Annotated in this window: 13 protein-coding genes and 1 pseudogene; 8 read left to right on the top strand and 6 right to left on the bottom strand. The window is 60.7% G+C overall.

Features of this window, described 5'->3' with window-relative positions; translation table 11 throughout:
• Positions 1-457: 457 nt before the first annotated feature.
• From KDW95_RS03490 to KDW95_RS03475, 4 genes are read right to left on the bottom strand one after another with little or no spacing between them, the layout of a single operon-like run.
• A complete protein-coding gene (locus tag KDW95_RS03490) occupies positions 458-7,972 on the bottom strand; it encodes a DUF4347 domain-containing protein (protein WP_255854880.1) in 7,515 nt (2,504 codons plus the stop codon).
• 53 nt (positions 7,973-8,025) lie between these two features.
• Positions 8,026-8,943 (bottom strand): efflux RND transporter periplasmic adaptor subunit, encoded by a 918-nt coding sequence (locus KDW95_RS03485; protein ID WP_255854879.1) that lies wholly within the window; start codon positions 8,941-8,943, stop codon positions 8,026-8,028.
• Positions 8,944-8,958: 15 nt separating this feature from the next.
• The gene (locus KDW95_RS03480) at positions 8,959-11,076 is read right to left on the bottom strand and encodes a hypothetical protein (RefSeq protein WP_255854878.1); all 2,118 of its coding nucleotides are present in this window, start codon (positions 11,074-11,076) and stop codon (positions 8,959-8,961) included.
• Positions 11,064-12,650 (bottom strand): efflux RND transporter periplasmic adaptor subunit, encoded by a 1,587-nt coding sequence (locus KDW95_RS03475; RefSeq protein WP_255854877.1) that lies wholly within the window; start codon positions 12,648-12,650, stop codon positions 11,064-11,066. The genes KDW95_RS03480 and KDW95_RS03475 overlap by 13 nt, the downstream gene beginning before the upstream one ends.
• A gap of 611 nt (positions 12,651-13,261) precedes the next feature.
• Here KDW95_RS03475 and KDW95_RS03470 point away from each other — a divergent pair.
• The gene (locus KDW95_RS03470) at positions 13,262-13,912 is read left to right on the top strand and encodes a response regulator transcription factor (RefSeq protein ID WP_255854876.1); all 651 of its coding nucleotides are present in this window, start codon (positions 13,262-13,264) and stop codon (positions 13,910-13,912) included.
• A 390-nt stretch (positions 13,913-14,302) separates the two neighbouring features.
• Here KDW95_RS03470 and tnpA read toward each other — a convergent pair.
• Both tnpA and KDW95_RS03460 read right to left on the bottom strand, forming a co-directional pair.
• Positions 14,303-14,739 (bottom strand): annotated as a pseudogene (tnpA, locus tag KDW95_RS03465) (IS200/IS605 family transposase).
• 153 nt (positions 14,740-14,892) lie between these two features.
• The gene (locus KDW95_RS03460; protein ID WP_255854875.1) at positions 14,893-15,720 is read right to left on the bottom strand and encodes an SDR family NAD(P)-dependent oxidoreductase; all 828 of its coding nucleotides are present in this window, start codon (positions 15,718-15,720) and stop codon (positions 14,893-14,895) included.
• Positions 15,721-16,260: 540 nt separating this feature from the next.
• Here KDW95_RS03460 and KDW95_RS03455 point away from each other — a divergent pair.
• The 7 genes from KDW95_RS03455 to KDW95_RS03425 all read left to right on the top strand — a co-directional run bounded on the left by KDW95_RS03455 (position 16,261) and on the right by KDW95_RS03425 (position 21,837).
• Positions 16,261-17,247 (top strand): thiamine pyrophosphate-dependent dehydrogenase E1 component subunit alpha, encoded by a 987-nt coding sequence (locus tag KDW95_RS03455; protein ID WP_255854874.1) that lies wholly within the window; start codon positions 16,261-16,263, stop codon positions 17,245-17,247.
• 38 nt (positions 17,248-17,285) lie between these two features.
• On the top strand, positions 17,286-18,377 hold the full coding sequence (locus KDW95_RS03450) for a 2,3-butanediol dehydrogenase (RefSeq protein WP_255854873.1): 1,092 nt from the start codon (positions 17,286-17,288) through the stop codon (positions 18,375-18,377).
• Positions 18,378-18,408: 31 nt separating this feature from the next.
• The gene (locus KDW95_RS03445) at positions 18,409-19,449 is read left to right on the top strand and encodes an alpha-ketoacid dehydrogenase subunit beta (RefSeq protein WP_255854871.1); all 1,041 of its coding nucleotides are present in this window, start codon (positions 18,409-18,411) and stop codon (positions 19,447-19,449) included.
• Positions 19,439-19,672: a biotin/lipoyl-containing protein gene (locus KDW95_RS03440; RefSeq protein ID WP_255854870.1), complete on the top strand. Its 234-nt coding sequence runs from the start codon at positions 19,439-19,441 to the stop codon at positions 19,670-19,672. Before KDW95_RS03445 ends, KDW95_RS03440 begins: the two co-directional genes overlap by 11 nt.
• A 77-nt stretch (positions 19,673-19,749) precedes the next feature.
• Positions 19,750-20,442: a 2-oxo acid dehydrogenase subunit E2 gene (locus tag KDW95_RS03435; protein WP_255854869.1), complete on the top strand. Its 693-nt coding sequence runs from the start codon at positions 19,750-19,752 to the stop codon at positions 20,440-20,442.
• A gap of 5 nt (positions 20,443-20,447) precedes the next feature.
• Positions 20,448-21,191 (top strand): lipoate--protein ligase family protein, encoded by a 744-nt coding sequence (locus KDW95_RS03430; protein ID WP_255854868.1) that lies wholly within the window; start codon positions 20,448-20,450, stop codon positions 21,189-21,191.
• A gap of 85 nt (positions 21,192-21,276) precedes the next feature.
• Positions 21,277-21,837, top strand: a complete 561-nt coding sequence (locus tag KDW95_RS03425; RefSeq protein ID WP_255854867.1) for a gluconate 2-dehydrogenase subunit 3 family protein — start codon at positions 21,277-21,279, stop codon at positions 21,835-21,837.
• Positions 21,838-21,839 lie beyond the last annotated feature (2 nt).

Raw genomic sequence — 21,839 nt, 5'->3', positions numbered from 1 at the left:
GCACGGTGATCGGGGACATCGGCATCACGGGTGATGTTGCCGGTTTGATATACCGACATCGCGCATCCACCCGAGGGCGTAGCTGTGCCGGTCTCGCCGGTGATCATCGCCATCGCGCATCCACTGGTAGCTGATCGTGCCGAGGCCGTCCTCATCTGCCAGGGTGTCGTGCCGGTGCTCACCGTCGTACCGGGTCTGGTTCTCGGAGGGTCGGTTCTCGTGCCAGACAGGTGACCGCGCCGGTGGGGCGCATCATTGACGTTGGTCACCGGGCCGAGGGCATTGGAGACCACCACTTCCGCGGTGTTGAGCGTCGGTATAGCTGGCGCGTACGGTGATGGTTTTTACCGACATCGGCGGGCGTAGCACCGGACCATCGCGGCTGATCGTTGCCGAGGCCGTCCTCTCATCCAGATCACGGTTCGGCGGTCGGTGTGCCGACAGGGTGACCACATCATTAACGTAGGTTGGAGACCACGCGGTGTCCGCGCACGGTGATGGTTTTACCGACATCCGCATCCACCAGGGTGTAACTGTTGCCGGTCTCGCCGGTGAGATCGGCGCCATCGCGCAACCACTGGTAGCTGATCGTACCGAGGCCATCTTCATCGGCAAGATCATTGCTGACGCTGAGGGTCTGGTTCTCGGCCGGCGTGCCGGACAGGGTGACCGCACCGGTGGGAACATCGTTGACGTTGGTCACCGGGCCGAGCGCATTGGAGACCACCACTTCCGCGGTGTTAAAGCCATCGGTATAGCTGGCGCGCACGGTGATTGTTTTACCGACATCCGCATCCACCAGGGTGTAGCTGTTGCCGGTCTCGCCCGTGATATCGGCGCCATCGCGCAGCCACTGGTAGCTGATCGTACCGAGGCCATCTTCATCCGCCAGCGAGTTCGTGACGCTGAGGGTCTGGTTCTCGGTGGCGGTGCCACTGAGAGTCACGCTACCGGTGGGCGCATCATTGACGTTGGTCACCGGGCCGAGGGCGTTGGAGACCACCACTTCCGCGGTGTTGAAGCCGTCGGTATAGCTGGCGCGTACGGTGATGGTTTTACCGACATCGGCATCCACCAGGGCGTAGCTGCTGCCGGTCTCGCCGGTGATATCAACGCCATCGCGCAGCCACTGGTAGCTGATCGTGCCGAGGCCGTCCTCATCTGCCAGATCGTTGCTCACCGTCAGGGTCTGGTTCTCGGTCGGTGTGCCAGACAGGGTGACCGCGCCGGTGGGCGCATCATTAACGTTGGTCACCGGACCCAGGGCATTGGAGACCACCACTTCGGCGGTACCAAAACCGTCGGTATAGCTGGCGCGCACGGTGATGGTTTTACCGACATCCGCATCCACCAGGGTGTAACTGTTGCCGGTCTCGCCGGTGAGATCGGCGCCATCGCGCAACCACTGGTAGCTGATCGTACCGAGGCCATCTTCATCGGCAAGATCATTGCTGACGCTGAGGGTCTGGTTCTCGGCCGGCGTGCCGGACAGGGTGACCGCACCGCTGGGCGCATCGTTGACGTTGGTCACCGGGCCGAGCGCATTGGAGACCACCACTTCGGCGGTACCAAAACCGTCGGTATAGCTGGCGCGCACGGTAATGGTTTTACCGACATCGGCATCCACCAGGGTATAGCTGCTGCCGGTCTCGCCGCTGATATCGGCGCCATCGCGCAGCCACTGGTAGCTGATCGTGCCGAGGCCATCTTCATCCGCCAGGTCATCGCTCACCGCCAGGGTCTGGTTCTCGGCCGGCGTCCCGGACAGGGTGACGCTGCCTGTGGGCGCATCATTAACGTTGGTCACCGGGCCCAGGGCATTGGAGACCACCACTTCGGCGGTACCAAAACCGTCGGTATAGCTGGCGCGCACGGTAATGGTTTTACCGACATCGGCATCCACCAGGGTGTAGCTGCCGCCGGTCTCGCCGGTGATATCGGCGCCATCACGCAGCCACTGGTAACTGATCGTGCCAAGGCCGTCTTCGTCTGCCAGCGAATTCGTGACGCTGAGGGTCTGGTTCTCGGTCGGCGTGCCAGACAGGGTGACCGAACCGCTGGGCGCATCGTTGACGTTGGTCACCGGGCCGAGCGCATTGGAGACCACCACTTCCGCGGTGTTAAAGCCATCGGTATAGCTGGCGCGCACGGTAATGGTTTTACCGACATCCGCATCCACCAGGGTATAGCTGCCGCCGGTCTCGCCGGTGATATCGGCGCCATCGCGCAGCCACTGGTAGCTGATCGTGCCAAGTCCATCCTCATCCGCCAGGTCATCGCTCACCGTCAGGGTCTGGTTCTCGATGGCTGTGCCACTGAGGGTCACGCTACCTGTGGGATCATCGTTGACGTTAAGCACCGGGCCCAGGGCATTGGAGACCACCACCTCGGCGGTGTCAAAGCCGTCGGTGTAGCTGGCGCGCACCGTGATGGTTTTACCGACATCGGCATCCACCAGGGTGTAACTGCTGCCGGTCTCGCCGGTGATATCAACGCCATTACGCAGCCACTGGTAGCTGATGGCTGTAGCAATACCATCCTCATCCGCCAGATCGTTGCTCACCGTCAGGGTCTGGTTCTCGGTCGGTGTGCCAGACAGGGTGACCGAACCGGTGGGCGCATCGTTGACGTTGGTCACCGGGCCGAGCGCATTGGAGACCACCACTTCGGCGGTACCAAAACCGTCGGTATAGCTGGCGCGCACGGTAATGCTGGCGCCGACATCGGCATCCACCAGGGTATAGCTGCCGCCGGTCTCGCCGGTGATATCAGCACCATCACGCAGCCACTGGTAACTGATCGTGCCGAGGCCATCCTCATCCGCCAGATCGTTGCTCACCGTCAGGGTCTGGTTCTCGGCCGGCGTCCCGGACAGGGTGACCGCGCCGGTGGGATCATCATTGACGTTGGTCACCGGGCCCAGGGCATTGGAGACCACCACTTCGGCGGTACCAAAACCATCGGTATAGCTGGCGCGCACGGTGATTGTTTTACCGACATCGGCATCCACCAGGCTGTAGCTGCTGCCGGTCTCGCCGGTGATATCAGCGCCATCGCGCAGCCACTGGTAGCTGATCGTGCCAAGGCCGTCTTCGTCTGCCAGCGAGTTCGTGACGCTGAGGGTCTGGTTCTCGGCCGGCGTGCCAGACAGGGTGACCGCGCCGGTGGGCGCATCGTTGATGTTGGTCACCGGGCCGAGCGCATTGGAGACCACCACTTCCGCGGTGTTAAAGCCATCGGTATAGCTGGCGCGCACGGTTATGGTTTTACCGACATCGGCATCCACCAGGGTATAGCTGCTGCCGGTCTCGCCGGTGATATCGGCGCCATCGCGCAGCCACTGGTAACTAATCGTGCCGAGGCCGTCTTCGTCTGCCAGCGAATTCGTGACGCTGAGGGTCTGGTTCTCGGTCGGTGTGCCGGACAGGGTGACCGAACCGCTGGGCGCATCGTTGACGTTGGTCACCGGGCCGAGCGCATTGGAGACCACCACTTCCGCGGTGTTAAAGCCATCGGTATAGCTGGCGCGCACGGTAATGGTTTTACCGACATCCGCATCCACCAGGGTGTAGCTGCTGCCGGTCTCGCCGGTGATATCGGCGCCATCGCGCAGCCACTGGTAGCTGATCGTGCCAAGGCCGTCTTCGTCTGCCAGCGAGTTCGTGACGCTGAGGGTCTGGTTCTCGGTCGGTGTGCCGGACAGGGTGACCGAACCGGTGGGCGCATCGTTGACGTTGGTCACCGGCCCCAGGGCGTTGGAATCAACAGCTTCGGCTACTCCCCCTCCGTCGGTATAACTGGCACGCACGGTAATGCTGGCGTTAACATCGGCATCGGTCAGAATATAGCTGGTACCGGTCTCGCCACTGATGGCCACAGCATCGCGGTACCACTGATAGCTGACGGGGCCAAGACCATCCGCGTCACTCAAGCTGTTCGACACCGACAGGGTCTGGTTCTCCGCGGCGATGCCCGAAAGCGTAACGTCTCCCAGAGGCAAAGAATTGAGATTATAGAGCGCTATGCCGGTAAAACCCTGCGTAAGCGAAGAGAGTCCGACGTCAGCGCCGTCCAGCACGACATCCACATTGCCGGCGGTATCACCGTCGTAGCCGGTCAACTGCAGCCGGGCGATATCCCGTGCAAATACTTCGACTTGATTATCGCCAACCTTGTCATCGTATATCTCGAATGACAGCAATAGATCTCCGCGGGTCAACGCCATTGCGCCCAGAGACCCCGTACTCTGAATCAGCTCAACACCGGTGATCTTCTCGCCGATATCAATTCTGCTGCCGTCTACGAATCTTGTCTGGTTGGCAATGGACGTCGTCCCGGCCAAAACCGAGCTGATTTCCGAGTATTGCACATCGTTATCGGACTCATCATCGGCGGTAAACAGCCAGGACCCTTGTGCCAGGGATTTACCGGCAATCGTGATTGTCTGCTCGACAATTGCAAAATCCCGCAAGTTCCCGCCGGTGGGATTCTGCAGCAGGATCATAAAGGTGCCGCTGGAGTAATCATTCAGCGACGCTGGCCTGTAGAGCACCAGGTCGTTGCTGGAAATAGCCAGGCCACTCAATACCTCTGTGTCCTTGGTCGAAAACAGCATATCGCCTTGCAGCAACTGGTAGGAGGTGCCTGCTGTTCCGATCAGCAGGTCCGATCCCATGATATGCATGCCGTCAAGGCGCACATCCCCATCCTGGGCAAACCCCGAAAAATCCAGCAGACCAAAGAAGGTACCGTCCGTGTTCGATCCCAGGGAAAGGTTGGGGTTGGCAAGATTCAACACCTCACCATTGGTCCAGCTCGAAAGTCCGGGTACGCCTGGCATCGATGAAACATCTTCAGATGTCGACATGAGCAGACCCTGCTGCGGAGCACCCAAGAGCACCGATCCCAGAGCATTGGACAAAACGGTTTCGGACGTGCCAAACCCGTCTACATAACCTGCCTCAACGGTAATCGTGCTGCCGACATCGGCGTCGACCAGGGTATAGCTGTTCCCAGTCGCACCACTAATGGCCACCGCATCCCGGTACCACTGGTAACTGATGGTTCCCAGGCCATCGTCATCGCCCAGACTATGGGCAACACTCAGGGTCTGGCCCTTGCTGGGAGTACCGCTCAGGGTCACGCTACCGGTGGGATCATCGTTGACGTTGGTCACCGGGCCGAGGGCATTGGAGACCACCACTTCCGCGCTACCAAAACCATCGGTATAGCTGGCGCGCACGGTGATGGTTTTACCGACATCGGCATCCACCAGGGCGTAGCTGCTGCCGGTCTCGCCGGTGATATCGGCGCCATCACGCAGCCACTGGTAGCTGATCGTGCCGAGGCCATCTTCATCGGCAAGATCATTACTGACGCTGAGGGTCTGGTTCTCTTCCGCTGTGCCACTGAGGATCACGCTACCGGTGGGATCGTCATTGACGTTGGTCACCGGGCCCAGGGCATTGGAGACAACCACCTCGGCGTTACCAAAACCGTCGGTATAGCTGGCGCGCACGGTAATGGTTTTACCGACATCCGCATCCACCAGGGTATAGCTGCCGCCGGTCTCGCCGGTGATATCGGCGCCATCGCGCAGCCACTGGTAGCTGATGGTGCCGAGGCCGTCTTCGTCCGCCAGCGAGTTGGTGACGCTGAGGGTCTGGTTCTCGGCCGGTGTGCCGGACAGCGTGACCGCGCCGGTGGGATCATCGTTGACGTTGGTCACCGGGCCCAGGGCATTGGAGACCACCACTTCGGCGGTGTCAAAGCCGTCGGTGTAGCTGGCGCGCACCGTGATGGTTTTACCGACATCGGCATCCACCAGGGTGTAACTGCTGCCGGTCTCGCCGGTGATATCGGCGCCATTACGCAGCCACTGGTAGCTGATGGCTGTAGCAATACCATCCTCATCCGCCAAATCGTTGCTCACCGTCAGGGTCTGGTTCTCTTCCGCTGTGCCGGACAGCATGACCGCACCGGTGGGATCATCGTTGACGTTAAGCACCGGACCCAGGGCATTGGAGACCACCACCTCGGCGGTACCACCCCCATCGGTGTAGCTGGCGCGCACCGTAATACTGGCGCCGACATCGGCATCCACCAGGCTGTAGCTGCTGCCGGTCTCGCCGGTGATATCGGCGCCATCGCGCAACCACTGGTAGCTGATGGTGCCCAGACCGTCGGCATCCGCCAGCGAGTTGCTAACGCTGAGGGTCTGGTTCTCGGTGGCTGTGCCGGAAAGGGAGACACTGCCGGTCGGCAGAGAATTGGCATCAATGTCATAGAGCGCCAGGCCGGTATAGCCCTGACTCAGGTTAAGCAAACCCACATCGCTGCCATCCAGCACAAAGTCCAGATTGCCCGCCGAGGATGCCCCTGTTCCCGTCACCTGCATCCGGATGATATCCCGAAAGAAGGCGGTCTCGCCCGAGTCGACCACTACGCTGTTGGGGTCGAAGGCCAGCAGCAGCTCGCCCTTGGACAGTGCCATGCCGCCCAGAGTCACATCTTTTTGTACCAGCTCGATCCCGGTGATGCGCTGGCTGAAACCAACCAGCTCACCAAAGACCAGCGTCGTTGGCGCGCTCATCACGGTAGTCGCAAGACCCGCCGAGTTGATCGATTTGTAATGTATATCGTCCCCATTGACACCCTCCCCTCCGAACAGAAAGGTACCCGCCGCCAGGGGCTGACCACCCACCGTCATGGTTGTCTCAACCATAGCGAAATCGCGCAAGTTGGTGGACGTTGCACCATCAAGCAGCATCGACACGGAGCCGCTGGAATAGTCCCCGACCGTGTCCGGCCTGAAAATCGCCACATCATTGTTATCAACATTCAGGCTGCCAAAGCTTTCGCTTTCCCGGGTCGAAAACAGCAGATCGCCCTTGTACAGCTGGACAGCCGTCCCCCCGGCCCCGACCAGCAAGTCGGACTGCATCACGTGCAGGCCATCAAGACGCACGGCAAAGTCCGAGGCATAGGGATTCAGCTCCGCCACGCTGGAAAAGGTACCGTTCGTCGCCTCTCCCAGCTGCAGATTCGGATCGGTAAAATTAAGGACCTCACCATTGGACCAGCCCACCGACAGACCCGGTACAAGCGCCGCCACTATCGAGTCGACGGTCTCATTGGTCGTCATGAGCAGGCCCTGTTGCGGTGCCGCCAGTACCGCCCCCCAGCCCTGGGCCTGCAGACTGGCCACCTCGATCTGGCCATAATTGAATTCCAGCTGCCAGTCGCCGCCCAGACGTGCAGCGCCTGTGAGGTCATCGCTGGCGGCCACATCCACACCCAGCGAATCCCCCAGCGCCTGCAGCAAGGACTGCCCATCGGGGGTCGAGGCCAGCTCACAGCCGTACAGCAACCAGTCGGCATCGCTGTCAAAGGCGCCGGACCAGTCGGAAAAGCGCGGAGCGAATTCGGCCCAGCCGCTGGCGCTAACATAATCGCTCCCAAGCCAGAAACCGTCACCGTTACCGTGGGTCAGCAGATGCACCGCCGTGATGTTTTCACGCCCGGCAAGGTAGTCTTCAAGCTGATCGACGCCACTCTGCCCGGCCTCCAGCAGCAGGATATTGAAACGGGTGTCCGGACGGCTGGCCAGCAGTTCCTGCAGCAGGGCATCGCGGTCTTCCACTGCGGCATCGATAACGATCAGTTCGGCCGACGCTGACAAGCCGTCCGTCAAATCCGTCGCAAATATCGCCAAATCATCGAGTTCAACGCTAGTATCGTCCTGCGCAAAATCGGCCAGGGTTATGCTCTGGGTCTGCGCAGACGCGACCGGCAGCACAGACGCAGCCGTATCAAAGCCCGTATCCAGCAGCGGGGATTCGCCATCGCGGTCAATCAGCAGGGGCAGCAGTGGCTCCAGCAGCGGGTCGGCCGACAGCATGATGCGGGGCTCCAGCCGCTCGAATGCGAAATCCTTCTCAGCTTCGGAATAACGGCGTTTGCCTGTTGCCATACAGCCTTTGTCTCCCTGTGCGACGCCCGTGCAGGACGGCCGTCTGATTTCGCTCAAGGCTCTTGCACCGTCGCCAGCCCCGTAGCAGCCGGGCTATCGGCCGTGGCCATGGTTACGGTGGCAAAATTAAGCGCACATTTCATTCCTGCTGGCAGCTGTCCCTGCGGGTTTGCCAGCTCCAGGCGCACCCCAAAGGTGCCACTGGCCGCATCCCCGACCGGGTCAACCAGGGTCACTTTCGCCTCGTAGGCCTGGGTCGGCGTCACTTCAGGATAGACGCTCGCGGTCATTCCAGCTTCCACCCGCCCATACAGGTGCATGGGGACAATGACCTCAACCCGCAGTGGATCAAGCTGAGCGACCTGCAGTATCGGCTCCTCGTCGACGTATTCGCCGGCATGGCGGAACACATCCACCACACGTCCGGAAATAGGGCTCTGGATATGTTTTTGCTTCAACTGGGCCTCGGCCAGCAGGTATTCGTGCTGACGAACCCGCCGCAGTTCTTCGCTTTGCTGCAATCGCCAGCGTGACAACTGCATTGAACGTTGTGCCTCATCGCGCTCGCGCTGTGCAACCATGTTGCGGGCCGAGAGTTTGACGAAGCGTTCCTGCTGCAGCTGGTCGAAATTGACGTTAACCCGCTCACCCTCGGATTCAGCTACCATCTGTGCCCGGGTAAGGGCCAGTGCCAGGGTCGCCTTTTCAATCTCGGATTCAAGTTCGGCCACCGGCGCCGCGGATTCAATCAGGTCTCCGCGCTCGACATGCAGCCGGTCAATGACCCCCGGCACCGGGCTGCTGATATTGACCACCTTGCCCGGGCTGATCAGGCAATCCAGTGCGGGCAGTTCGCCATCCACACCATAGGGGTCCGCCGGAACCGCCGCCCCATATTCGGAGGCCGCCGCCGGCGCCTCGCCCCATGCAGGCAACGCAAGACTCAAACACAGCACACCAATGACCCGCATTCAACACTCCTTGACCTACAACCAGCCAAATTCGGTAAGCAATCTGTCACGCCAGAAGATTGTCCATTTTTCAAACAGCGTCACCCCGGGTAACGCCAGCTTTACCTGCGCCAGGCGCGGCAGGTAGTTTTCTGTCCAGGGAGCCTCAAGTTCGAGTTCGAAATAGAAGACCCGCTCCTTTGCCCGGGGCTCATCATCTCTTATATCGACCGGAATGCCGCCACCTTGATCAGAACCGAATGCCGGATCCATCAATTCATGGGTCGCCGCCGCGGTTTGGCGAACCAGGCGGGCCCGAAACACCCGGTCCGGCGTTGCCTCAAAGCGAACTTCCGCCTCCGGGTTGTGCAGGTTCACCAGGTCCGCGGCCAGCTGTCGCACCGCCACAATCAGGTTCAGGCGTGCACCGGGTTCCAGTACGTAGCCCACCAGATCCCCCTGGGAAATAAAACGCGCCGTACGGTTGGACAAATCCGCGTGCACGAACTGGCCCTGTGTCTGCGCATTGACCCGCAGATTGCCAAGGCGCTGGCGCAGGCTTTGGAGCTCGCCAGCCTTGGCCTCCAGGCGCGCCTGCCATTTTAGGGACTCACTGCGACCCTGCCCAAGGCCCTGGTGGTACAACCGGCGCAATTCACTCAGCTCGCTTTGCGCCAGGCGATACTGCATCTTCAATTCGGCCGAATCCAGTTCAAACAGCCGCGCTCCGGGTTCAACCTGGCTGCCGTGGGCCAGTAGCGGCACTACCACGAAACCGGCTTCCATTGCCCTGACCTGTGCCTGGGGCGGTATCTGCACCGCCGCTTCCAGTGCCCAGCTCAGGTTCCCCTGATAACCGAACACCGCCCAGCCGAGCAAGCCAGACAGCAGCGCAGTGCTGAAAGCCGTGCGCGGAAGCTTTTTATTTGTGCGCGCTTCCCGGCAGATCCCGACCGTGGCCTTGTACACTGGCGTTAGAAACAACAGATAAAAAGCCAGTGCCGAAAGTATTACCCCAAGCACAAAAAAATGCGTCAAAAGATAATAGCAAATCCAGTAATAGACGAAACAGCGGTAAATAAACGCCAGTACACCGTAACTGCCCAGAATCCAGGCCTCGCGGCGGTTGCCGGCGATAGGTTCGACAGGATCGAAGGCCCAGATATAACGTCGGAGCACGGATCCGAGATAACGGAAACTGCGACTGTTCAAATTATGTACTTTTAGCGCATCACTGAGCACATAATACCCATCAAAGCGCATTAGCGGGTTGCCATTAAACAGTACACTGCTGACCGCACCGATAAAGGCGATATTAAAACCCAGATCGCGCCACACACCTTCATTGCTTTGTGACCATAGCAGCAGGCCGGCCACGGCCAGGCCCAGTTCCGCCATAACGCCGGCACTGCCCACCAGAATGCGCTGACGACGACGGCTAAAGTGGTGGGCGGCACTGGCATCGACAAAGGGCAGCGGTACAAACACCATCAGCATCACGCCGATCTGACCAGGACGCCCGCCCCAGCGCACCAGAGCCAGAGCATGGGCCAGCTCATGTACCAGCTTGAGCAGCGGATAAGCCAGGTAAAGCAGCAGCAGGCTGGAGGGATCGAGGAAGCGGCTGTCCCAGTGTTCCAGCAGGGCCGCCTGCTGTCCGCCAGCGTAATACAGGCCCCACAGAACCCAGAGCCCCCAGCACCAGCCAGCGCCGCCGCGCAGCACGCGCGGTGCCAGCCATTGCAGCAGAACCACCAGCATTTCCGGCGCCTGTACGCCCAGGCGCAACATCAGGAAAGATCCCAGGCGCCGCCGCCAGTGCGCCCCGTCGCCTTGCGCTGGAGGCGATACATCCAGAAAACCGGCCTGATAGAGTGCATGGAGCACCCGCAGGCCCTGATCCTGCTCCGGGCCCGGGGCAAGCAGCCCCAGCATGTCATCCAGCGTCAGCTGGCCATCCAGTTGTTGCAGCCAATGAAAAACGCGCTCTCGACAGCGATAATGGGCATCGCCCCCAACGAGAGAGAGCACCACCCAGCGGCCATCACGTGCCTGCTGTACGCTGTGTTCAAGCTCTGGATGCAGCGCAAGGGGCACCGACCTGAGCGCCAGATAATAGGGATGCATGGCCACAGCCGGATTCAGGGCGTCCATAGCCACCACTGCACCCTTAGCCAGTCGACCAGATGGTGGAAGGTAATCCAGGCCAGCGGACTCTTGCCCACTGCGACTTTGGCCACCCCCTCCATGCCGGGCTGCAGCCCGTCCACATCAGCATCCAGGGTGGCTTCTGCCAGGTAGGACTGCAGGTTCTGCGCCCGTACCGGCACCGGCAGAATACGGGTCACCACTATGCCGATGTTCTGCTGCGGCAACGCCCGCAATTGCAAGGCACCACGCTGCCCGGGCGCCAGGAAGCGGATATCGGACTCGGCAACTTCCAGCAGGATTCGGTACCCCTGCAGTGACGATATTTCGTACAGCACATCGCCCTGCTTGACGGGCGCATTCAGCTTGTAATTGAGGTTTCCCGAAATCAGGTGGCCGGCGAAGGGCGCGCTAATCACGGCGCGCTGAACCTGCTCCTGCACACGCTGCAACTGGATTTGCGATTGCTGCAGCCGCTCGCGCCAGACCAGGGCACCGGCCAGCTCCCGCCCCGCCAGGTCCTTGCGGTATTGCTGCTGGAACTCATCGATTTCGGCCTCAAGCTTTTGAGCGGCCAGCACAAGATCCCGGGTATCCAGCTGCATGATGGCGGCGCCCTGCTCCACCTGGTCGCCGGCGCGAAAATGCACCTCACCGACAAAACCATCAAAGGGAGCCACCACCGCATGCTGTTCTTCACCTTCCAGGGTGGCCGCCGTGCTGAGGCGGTATTCAAGCGGAATGGCACCAATTGCCACCAGCAACAGCGCCGCCAGCGCCAGGCGTTGCGGCGTTTTCTGCCACCAGGGCCGGGGCGCCGCATGGCTCGGTACCAGGGTGCCGCCCTGGCGGACCAGCAAGGCGAGCAGTTGCAGCTGTTTGCGTTCAGCGTCCGTCAGGGCGCCCGCCGGGTCACCCTCAGCGCTTGTGGCACCACTGCGACAAAAAAGCACCAGTACGCGCCCGGCCCCATGACCCAGGCCGATGGCGACACCGCGAGTTTGTGGCTCCGATGCACAGCCTTCGTACTCGATAAGCTGCCCCTCTTCGGCTGCGACGGCAAGAAGCGCCACCTGCTCGGCCTCATCGAGAACGAGGGGCGCAGAACCGCCAAGGGCAAGGCACTGATCTTGGGTGATAACGTGGCAGTCGAGCCCCCAGTGCCGCTGAGCGAAAAGCCCTGCCTGCTCAAGCTGCTGCCGTGGAGACACGTTCGCCTCGGGATCACGATGGGCCAGATAATCAAACAGCAGACCCGGTTCGCTGCCGGCCCCATCAGGCGCATCGAACAGCTGTTCCAGCCATTCGCAGGCCCAGCCCAGCAGGCGCTGAAAGCTGGCCGACGAGGACGCCGCTTCCAGGATAAACACCAGGGTCCCCAGCCCCGCCCGCAGCGGCTGCGCGATAATACAACAGGATTCACCCGCCAGAACCAGGCGGGATTGCGTCAGCGCCTGCTGTCGGTGTGCCAGGCGGGCAACATCCTTCGCATCTTCTGACAAGCGCACCTGCTCCGGCCAGCACGCCACTGCATCCATCTGTGGATCCAGCCAAAAGCCACGTCGAACACCGGGCAGCATGCTGCACATCCAACGTAACCGGCGGGCACTGCGTGTTATATCCATGATTCCTTGCGCTGTCCTGGTGTGCGCTCTGTGCCGACCCCGGATAGCTGCCCCTTTGACAGCTATCGCGAGAAGAACAGCAGACAACGCCCACGGCGACTTTGAGGCTGAACTATCCCACCTGCCGCAACATCGGTCAATGAAACATACCGTAACCTGATATGGCGCGGCTCTGACGTACCGCGCAGGCGCCTTCAGAGCGCGTTCAAAGCCAACACCACCGGCGTGCTTCTATACCGCCCGGCAGCACAGACAAGCAGACAGCCCCGAGTCCAGGCACGTACCTGTGCGCCTAGCATCGCACCGCTGCGTTGCGACAGCTTGCAACAGACCGTCGCAACAGTCTGTCGCAGACGTACGTGTGGCCACAGTGATGTGCAGCCAGCGCAAACCCGCGCAGCCCCAACAGCGGCCGGCCACAGCGCACCTTGGCACAGCTGGGCATCAGCCTGGCGCAGTTCTTGCTGGTTACCTTGTGAAAGCTACCTTGTGAAAACGCCATGAAGACTCCACGACAACGGACTTCAACCGGTTTCATTCCGACAACAAGAAGAGGAGGCACAACCGTGACCCGTCCCCTGAACATTCTGATCGCCCACCCCTCGCCTCTGTACCGGCGTGGCATTGAACTTGCGCTGGATGCAAGCAATCTGCCTTATCGCAGCACGCACTGCGATCACTTTCGCGACCTTTCCCGCCACTGGCAAGCGGAATCCGGTTTCGACCTGCTGCTTCTGGATGACTGCCTTGCGGGGCTTTCGTGCCTGTGCAAACTGAAGCAGCTGACCGAGAACCTGCACGGCTCGGTGCTATTGTGCAGCAGCCCCCCCGACATGCGCATGAGCCACAAGCTGCGCCAGGCCGGCATACGCGGTGTCCTGCCCGCCAGCATGACCCCTGTGGATCTCGCCGCCGCAATACGCCAGTTCAGGCAGGATATCGCCTGGATCGAACTCGAAGAAACCCGGCCGGACACAGCAGATTTGGCGCAGGAACCTCCCGAGCTGCACGCCTCCACCCTGCAAGGCCTTACGGCAACAGAACTTCGGGTACTCAACTCGCTGAGCAAGGGCCTGGCCAACAAGCAGATTGCGCTGAACCTGAACCTTAGCGTGCACACGGTAAAAACCCATTTAAGCAGCATTTTCCGCAAGCTGAATGTGAGCAACCGCACTCGCCTGGTCACGAGTCTGCAACAATTCAGACTCTCCGCCTGAATGGCACGCTGGCAACGGCAACACCCGGGCTGTTGCAGACAGAGGCGCAATGCCGGGCAAAAGGCCACTGGCACGCTCAAATAGTGAGGCTAAAAGAGGGCTGCCTTCAAGCGGATGGCGAGATCAGACAAGCGGTTAACTTGCGCAGGACACAGAACGTTTTGAACATAAAATACGCGCATCTCGGCTCAGAAGCGATCGACAGGCCACTGCCAGGTGGTGCCTGGGCTGACTAACCTCAGACAAGGAAAGTTCAGTGTCACTGGGGACCGGGCGCATACCTCCCGCCTCCACAGTTCTGATCAGTTACGCCAGAGTTAAATGACCTCCGGCAAAGCCGGAGGCTTATCAGGGGACGCCCTCGAAGGGCTATCAATTGCGCCCAAGGCGCTACATCACTCCCAGCCTCAGTTGATCCCGATGTTCATCCGCTTTCTCCTGATTACGGATGTACTCGCGTACCATTTCTTCATCCAGGCCCACCGTCGAGACGAAATAGCCTCTCGCCCAGAAGTTCTCGCCATTGAAGTTTCGCTGACGGCCTTTGAACTGCCTGGCGATAGCGATCGCACTTTATGCCCTTGAGATAGCCAACCACGTTGGATACCGAGTACTTGGGCGGAATGCTGATGCACATGTGGATATGATCCGGCATCAAGTGTCCCTCGACGATCTTCACGCCTTTGCGCCCTGCAAGCTCATGGAAGATTTCTCCCATGTACCGGCGCAACTTCCCATAGATCACCTTTCGCCTCTTCTTTCGGGATGAACACCACATGGTACTTACAATCCCAGCGCGTATGCGCCAAACTTTCGTAGTCTCGCATAGGATTACCTTCATCTTTCTTGGTCGAAAAACGAAGGTAGCTTGACCGTAGCCTTGGTCAAACCTATGCGAGTCACCCCGGCAGAGCCGGGGGTTTACCTCGGATTAATTAGGCAAGGACTCTATATTGGCCTGGCAGATCAGTGATCCCGCTTCAGCCGGGTGAGCAGTCAATCGCCAGATCCGCCAGCACCCGCTCGATACAGCGTACTACCGCCTCGGATTTCTGAGGGTCAAGCGCATCGCGGTGCGGCGGGGCAAGCCGACCGATATCGTTGTCGAAATACAGCCCCGAGGCCGCCGAAAACTCATCCTCCAGCGCCAGCCGGGCCAGTATTCTGGCACCTTTTCCAAGATCGCCGCCGTCGACACCAAAGCCCTCTTTCACCATTTTGCTGCCCAGCATGGAGCCCGGGTTGACCGCGATGATGGCCGGGCCTACAGTCGACAATGACAGCGCCAGGCTGCGTGACCACATGGTGAGCGCAAGCTTGCTCTGCGCGTAGGCTGCAAAGTCGTCTGCGATTGTCCTGGCGCCGCTGAGCATATCCAGCTCCACCGGAGCCTGTGCAGCAGAAGACAGATTGACCACGCGCCCGGACTCGTCCAGCAACGGCAACAGCCGGCGAGTCAGCAAGTAGGGCGCGATCGTATTCACGGCAAAGCGCACGTCCAGTCCATCCTCGGTGCGGGTATCACGGGTGCGAAAAATGCCTGCATTGTTGATCAGGCAATCCAGCCGCTGATGCTTTTGAGCCAGTGTACGGGCCAGCCTGTCGACGTCGGCAAGTTTGGACAGGTCCGCCAAGTAGCACTCAACAGGCCCGGCACCTGGCACGGCAGCCAGCACTTGCGCTGCGGCATCAAGCTTATTCTGGCTGCGCCCGTGCAGCAGCACCCGGTGGCCCTGAGATGCCAGAAGTTTCGCGGCCTCCAGCCCGATGCCATCGGTTGATCCTGTTATGAGAAGAGTTTTCTGCATCCGTTGATCCTCTTGGGCCCAGAAGTCCGCCAGTAGTTCACCGGCCAGACGCCTGGGCGTTGTTTCACTGCCTGCATGAAGCCCTTGTGCACAAACCGACAATTGCAAAGGCAGGCACAGCGCAAGGCACGCAATGCAGCCAGGCAGCGGCAAAACCGGACGATAACACCCTTGCGGTGGCCGAATAACCGGCTATACGAAGAAACAGTTGCTGTAAATCACTGAAAATGGAGCTCGATTCCCGCAGATCGGTACCCGGTCTTTAGCAGGGGCTTGCCAGAATGGCCCCGAACCCGGCGCCCGTCACAGGTCGATGCTGCATCCTTTTTGCATTCGCTCTCTCCAGAGTTCCTGCCCCGCACACTGTGTCACCGGCCGCGACAGGCTGTCGCACCGACTGCAACAGCCTGTTTCACAACACCGCCGCCACAGTGCCAGAAATAATATAAACACATAAAAAACAATACGTTACATAAATGGCACAAGCATTGCTTTATTCATCTCGAGTGTACCCATCCAAGAATAAAAGGAGTGGTTTCCATGAAACCCAGCAAAGAACAGCAACTCTGGATGTACGAGCACATGCTCATCAGCCGCTACTTTGAGGAATCCATTGCAACCATCTACATGGAAGGCAAATCCCCCGCGTTCAACATGGCCAAGGGCCCCATTCCTGGTGAAATGCACCTTTCCAACGGCCAGGAACCCTGCGCCGTGGGCGTCTGCGCCCACCTCAAGGCCAGCGACATCGTCACCGCCACCCACCGTCCACACCATATTGCCATTGCCAAGGGCGTGGACCTGGATCGCATGACCGCAGAGATTTTCGGCAAGAAAACCGGCCTCTCCGGCGGGCGTGGCGGCCATATGCATATCTTTGATGCCGCGGTGAACTTCTCCTGCTCGGGCATCATAGCCCAGGGCATGGGCCCGGCTGTCGGTGCCGCCCTGTCACGCCAGATGCAGAACAAGGATGGCGTTGCCGTCGCCTTTCTGGGCGAAGGTGCGGCCAACCAGGGTGCGTTTCACGAAACACTCAACCTGGCCGCCGTCTGGAAGCTGCCGGTCGTGTTCGTCATAGAGGATAACGCCTGGGGTATTTCCGTCGCCAAGGCCCAGTCCACCGCCGTACCGCGCAACGACCTGCGCGCAGCCTCCTACAACATGCCAGGTCACTTCGTACCCGGCAACGACCCGCTGGCCCTGTTCGAAGTGGCCGGCGAAGCCATCGAGCGTGCCCGCCGCGGTGAAGGCCCCAGCCTGATCGAGATCGAAACCGATCGCCTGGCCGGCCACTTTATGGGTGACGCCGAAGGCTACCGTCCGGACGGCGAAAAAGACGCCCTGCTGGCCCGTGATCCCATCCCCAAGTTTCGTGCACACCTTGAGGCCCAGTACCAGTGGTCCACCGCCGACGATGCCGCCCTGGTGGAGCGCTGCCATCAGCGTGTCGATAGTGCCGTCGCCTTCGCCAGAGACAGCGCCTCTCCGGCACCGGAAGAAGCCATGGAAAAGGTTTTTGTCTGAACTGAGTGGACAAGCCTGAAAAATAAGAGGGAGTAGCCATGAACCAAGCAACATCGATGAAAGCGGCAGTCTGGCACGGCCGCCGTGACGTCCGTCTCGAAGACGTTCCGCTGCCGTCAGCCCCACAACCCGGCTGGGTTCAGATCAAGGTACACTGGTGTGGCATCTGTGGATCGGATCTGCACGAATACGTAGCAGGCCCGGTATTCATTCCGGTGGAAGAGGCCCACCCTCTGACCGGGCTCAAGGGGCAGTGTATCCTCGGCCATGAGTTCAGCGGCGAAATCGTCGCCCTGGGCGACGGCGTCAAGGGCTTTGCCGCCGGCGAACGCGTCGCGGCCGATGCCTGCCAGCACTGTGGCGACTGCTGGTACTGCAAGCAGGGTCTGTACAATATCTGCGAGAACCTCGCTTTCACAGGTTTAATGAACAACGGCGCCTTCGCCGAGTACGTCAACATTCCCGCCAACCTGCTCTACAAACTGCCTGACGGATTTCCGACAGAAGCGGGCGCCCTGATTGAACCGCTCGCCGTCGGTATGCATGCGGTCAAGAAGGCCGGCAGCCTGGTCGGCCAGACCGTGGTTGTGGTTGGAGCAGGCACCATCGGACTCTGTACCATAATGTGCGCCAAAGCGGCGGGAGCGGCCTGTGTCATCGCCATCGAAATGTCCTCGGCACGCAAGGAAAAAGCATTGGAAGTAGGTGCCGATGTCGTCCTTGACCCGAACGCATGCGACGTTGTCACGCAAGTCAAGGCACTGACAGATGGCCTGGGTGCTTCAGTCTCATTCGAGTGCATCGGCCACAAGGCGACCGCCAAGCTGGCACTCGATGTTATCCGCAAAGCCGGCACGACCGTGATGGTCGGCATCTTCGAAGAGCCCAGCGAATTTAATTTTCTGGAAATCGTTTCGACTGAAAAGCAGGTGATCGGCTCGCTGGCCTATAACGGCGAATTCGCCGATGTCATCGCACTGATCAACGATGGTCGCCTCAATGTCACACCGCTGATCACCGGCCGTATCGCGCTAGCCAACATACTGGACCGGGGTTTCGAAGAGCTGGTCAACAACAAGGACCAAAACGTCAAGATCATCGTCAGCCCAGAGCTGCAGGTCGCATCCTGAAGCCCAAGTACGATAACGAAAGGAGCAACCAATGACTGTTGCCACGAAAGAACGCAAGCTCACCATTGCCCGCGCCATGGCCGAGGCCATCGCCCAGGAAATGCGTATCGATGAAAAAGTCTTTGTCATGGGCGAGGACGTCGGCCCGCTGGGCGGTGTTTTCGGAAACACCCGCGGCCTGCACGAAGAGTTTGGGACACAACGTGTACGCGATACGCCGATCTCGGAAACCGCCTTCATGGGCGCTGCCGTCGGCGCCGCCTCCGATGGCATGCGCCCGATCGTCGAGCTGATGTTCGTCGACTTCTTCGGTGTCTGCTTCGATGCCATCTATAACCTGATGGCCAAGAACACCTATTTCTCGGGCGGAGAAATACCGGTGCCCGTGGTGCTGATGACCTCCACCGGCGGTGGCTACAGTGATGGCGGCCAGCACTCCCAGTGCCTGCATGCCACCTTCGCCCACCTGCCCGGCATGAAGGTGGTCGCCCCCTCCAACGCCTACGACGCCAAGGGCCTGATGACCGCCGCCATCCGCGACAACAACCCGGTGATCTTCATGTTCAACAAGGCGCTGCAGGGCATGGGCTGGCTGGGCACCGAGAAGGACGCCATCGTCCACGTGCCGGAAGAGGCCTATGAAGTCCCCATCGGCAAGGCCGCTGTGGTGCGCGAAGGCAGTGATGTCACCATTGTCGGTATCACCTCCGGTGTCCATCACGGGCTCAAGGCTGCCCGAGCGCTGGCCGAGCGCGGCATCAGTGCCGAGGTGGTGGATCTGCGCTCCCTGGTACCACTGGATCGCGAGACCGTACTGGCGTCGGTACGCAAGACCGGCCGCCTGATCGTGGTGGACGAGGATTACCAGAGCTACGGCATGAGTGGCGAAATCATCAGCAGCGTGGCCGAACAGGGCGTCACGATGAAAGCCCCGCCCCAGCGCGTTGCTTTCCCGGACATCATCATTCCGTTCGCCCCGGTCATGGAACAGTGGGCACTGCCCAGCGCCGACAAGATCATCGCTGCCTTCGAAAAAATGCAAACAATGGAGACCCGCCAAGATGAGTATTGAAGTCCGTGTACCCGAAACCCTGTGGGAAGAAGACAGTGAAGCGGTCATCACCGCCTGGCTCGCCAGTGAAGGCGGCACCGTGCAACAGGGCGATGTCATCGCCGAGCTGATGGTGCAGAAAATCCAGTACGAACTGGAAGCCCCCGCCGGTGGCACCCTGCAGATCCTCAAGGATGTCGACGACGTCATCACCAAGGGCGAGCTGATCGGTCATATCAGCTGATACGACGCCCAGCCCCCGTCCGCTTGGACTGCGAAAGTGACGGCGCCCGGCGCCGTCATCCGATCCGGAGAATAATAATGTCCACCACTACCGCCGAGGCCCAGAGCCTCAAAGTCATCCCGCTGCGCGGTGTGCGCGGCATGATTGCCGACAACATGCGCAAGAGCCTGGATGAGGCCGCACAACTGAGCCACCATGCCGACTGCGATGCCACGGCCCTGTTTGCCACCAAGGCACGCCTTGCCAGCCAGGGCGTGAAGGTTTCCATCGAGGACCTGATCGCCCAGGCCGTGATCACCACCCTGTCCCGTCACCCCGATGCCAATGGCCGGGTCGAGGGCCGGGAGATACAGCTCAATCCCGCGGTGCACCTCAGTTTCGCCATGGCGCTGCCCGGCAACCTGCTGGTTGCGCCAACCCTGTTCAATGCCTGCAGCCAGTCGCTGGAGGCTCGCTCCGAGGCCCGGCGAGAGCTACAGGACCGGGCCCGCAACGGCAAGCTCAGCGTACCGGAAATGACCGGCGGCACCTTCACGCTCAGCAACCTGGGGCTGTCACGGGTGCGTCACTTCACCCCCATCGTCAACCTGCCGCAGATCGCGATCCTGGGCATCGGCGAAACCCGCGCCAGGCCCTGGGTCATGGACGATGGTCAGATTGAGGTACGCCAGATCATGGGGCTGTCCCTGAGCTTTGATCACCGCGCCCTGGATGGCGGCCCCGCGGCGGCTTTTCTCAGTGATCTGTGCGACCAGATCGAACAGGGGTGAATCCCATGATCAGCCCAATGCCTGCAACACCCGATAACACAGCCACTCAGCCCCTGCCCAGCCCTGCGCTCCACCCTGAGGAGGGTCTCAAGCAGGAGCTGGCACTACTCGAACGCGTGGTGCAGGGCCAGCAAAGCTCCGGAGTTCTTCTATGGCGCTGCGAACAATCCCTGGTGGTGCCACGAAGCCTGGGCCGCAAGCCGGCGTTTGATCAAGCCTGCGCGGCGATGGGCGCACAGGGCTGGCCGGTGGTGGTACGGGATACCGGCGGCGACCTGACACCCCAGGCACCCGGGCTGATCAATATCGCCCTGGCCTTTCGCCAGCGCCGCACCCCGGGGGCGATTCGCGAAAGCTATTTGCGCCTGTGCCAGCCGCTGATCGACAGCCTGGCGCCGCTCGGCATAGCGGCGGGCTGCGCCTCGGTGGAAGGCGCCTTTTGCAATGGCGACTACAACCTGGTGGTGGCGGGTCGAAAACTGGCCGGCACCGCCCAGCGCTGGCGCAAGATGGCCAGCCACACCGGGGCTGGCGAGGATGAGTTCGCCGTACTGGTGCATGCCGTCATCCTCTGCGACGAGCCGCTGGCGCCACTGTGGCAGGCCGGCAATGCATTCTACCGGGCCTGCGACATTGACCAGCGTATCGACCCGACTCTGCACGTATCCCTGGCTGAACTCCTGCCAGACAACAACGGGGACCTGATCCACCAAAGCCTGGTCCGCTTCAGCGCTTGCCTGCAAGGCTGAACCGGCAAAGCAGTAACTCACAACAATCAATAACAGGGTACGACCGGCGTTCTGCCGTGGCAAAACGCCACCCGATGGAGGCTCCATGAACAAGAATAAAACCGCAGATACCCGCGCCACAGCCGGCGCCAACTTAGGCCGGCGCCGCTTTCTGGCCCGCAGCACAGCCGCCGCCGTCGGCGTTGGTGCGCTGGGCGGCACCCTGCTTTCCCCCGCCGCCTGGGCCGCCAAGGCGGTGGGCGATCATGCCAGCGCCACCCTGCTGCGCATGGCCCGCGATATCTACCCCCACGACCGGCTCGAGGACAAGTACTACGCCCAGGTGATGACCCCGCTGGCCGAAAAGGCCGAGACGGATGCTGATCTCAAAGCCCTGCTCAAGGAAGGTGTCGCCGCCCTGGATGCACAGGCACAACAGCATTTCGGCAAGCCTTACCTGGACATCGCCGCCGAGACGGACCGCGTCACCCTTCTCAAGGCGCAGCAAGACACGCCCTTTTTCCAGAAGATCAGGGGTGACCTGATGATGGGCATCTATAACAACCCCGAACTCTGGCCTCGCTTCGGTTACGGCGGATCATCCTGGGAACAGGGTGGTTACCGTTACCGCGGCTACGAAAAAAATGACTGGATTGAAGGAGTTTGAAC

Origin of the sequence: Marinobacterium rhizophilum, from assembly GCF_024397915.1 — a bacterium.
GTDB lineage: Bacteria > Pseudomonadota > Gammaproteobacteria > Pseudomonadales > Balneatricaceae > Marinobacterium_A > Marinobacterium_A rhizophilum_A.
The sequence above is the reverse complement of the archived record's forward strand: the minus strand, read 5'-3'. Positions and strand labels throughout refer to the sequence as shown.

Bases quoted from the DNA above. Each gene is read 5' to 3' on its own strand.
- KDW95_RS03425 (WP_255854867.1), top strand. From the start codon at position 21,277: ATGAACAAGAATAAAACCGCAGATACCCGCGCCACAGCCGGCGCCAAC.
- KDW95_RS03435 (WP_255854869.1), top strand. From the start codon at position 19,750: ATGTCCACCACTACCGCCGAGGCCCAGAGCCTCAAAGTCATCCCGCTG.
- KDW95_RS03440 (WP_255854870.1), top strand. From the start codon at position 19,439: ATGAGTATTGAAGTCCGTGTACCCGAAACCCTGTGGGAAGAAGACAGT.
- KDW95_RS03430 (WP_255854868.1), top strand. From the start codon at position 20,448: ATGATCAGCCCAATGCCTGCAACACCCGATAACACAGCCACTCAGCCC.
- KDW95_RS03445 (WP_255854871.1), top strand. From the start codon at position 18,409: ATGACTGTTGCCACGAAAGAACGCAAGCTCACCATTGCCCGCGCCATG.
- KDW95_RS03455 (WP_255854874.1), top strand. From the start codon at position 16,261: ATGAAACCCAGCAAAGAACAGCAACTCTGGATGTACGAGCACATGCTC.
- KDW95_RS03480 (WP_255854878.1), bottom strand. From the start codon at position 11,076: ATGGACGCCCTGAATCCGGCTGTGGCCATGCATCCCTATTATCTGGCG.
- KDW95_RS03450 (WP_255854873.1), top strand. From the start codon at position 17,286: ATGAACCAAGCAACATCGATGAAAGCGGCAGTCTGGCACGGCCGCCGT.
- KDW95_RS03475 (WP_255854877.1), bottom strand. From the start codon at position 12,650: ATGCTGCCCGGTGTTCGACGTGGCTTTTGGCTGGATCCACAGATGGAT.
- KDW95_RS03490 (WP_255854880.1), bottom strand. From the start codon at position 7,972: ATGGCAACAGGCAAACGCCGTTATTCCGAAGCTGAGAAGGATTTCGCA.
- KDW95_RS03460 (WP_255854875.1), bottom strand. From the start codon at position 15,720: ATGCAGAAAACTCTTCTCATAACAGGATCAACCGATGGCATCGGGCTG.
- KDW95_RS03485 (WP_255854879.1), bottom strand. From the start codon at position 8,943: ATGCGGGTCATTGGTGTGCTGTGTTTGAGTCTTGCGTTGCCTGCATGG.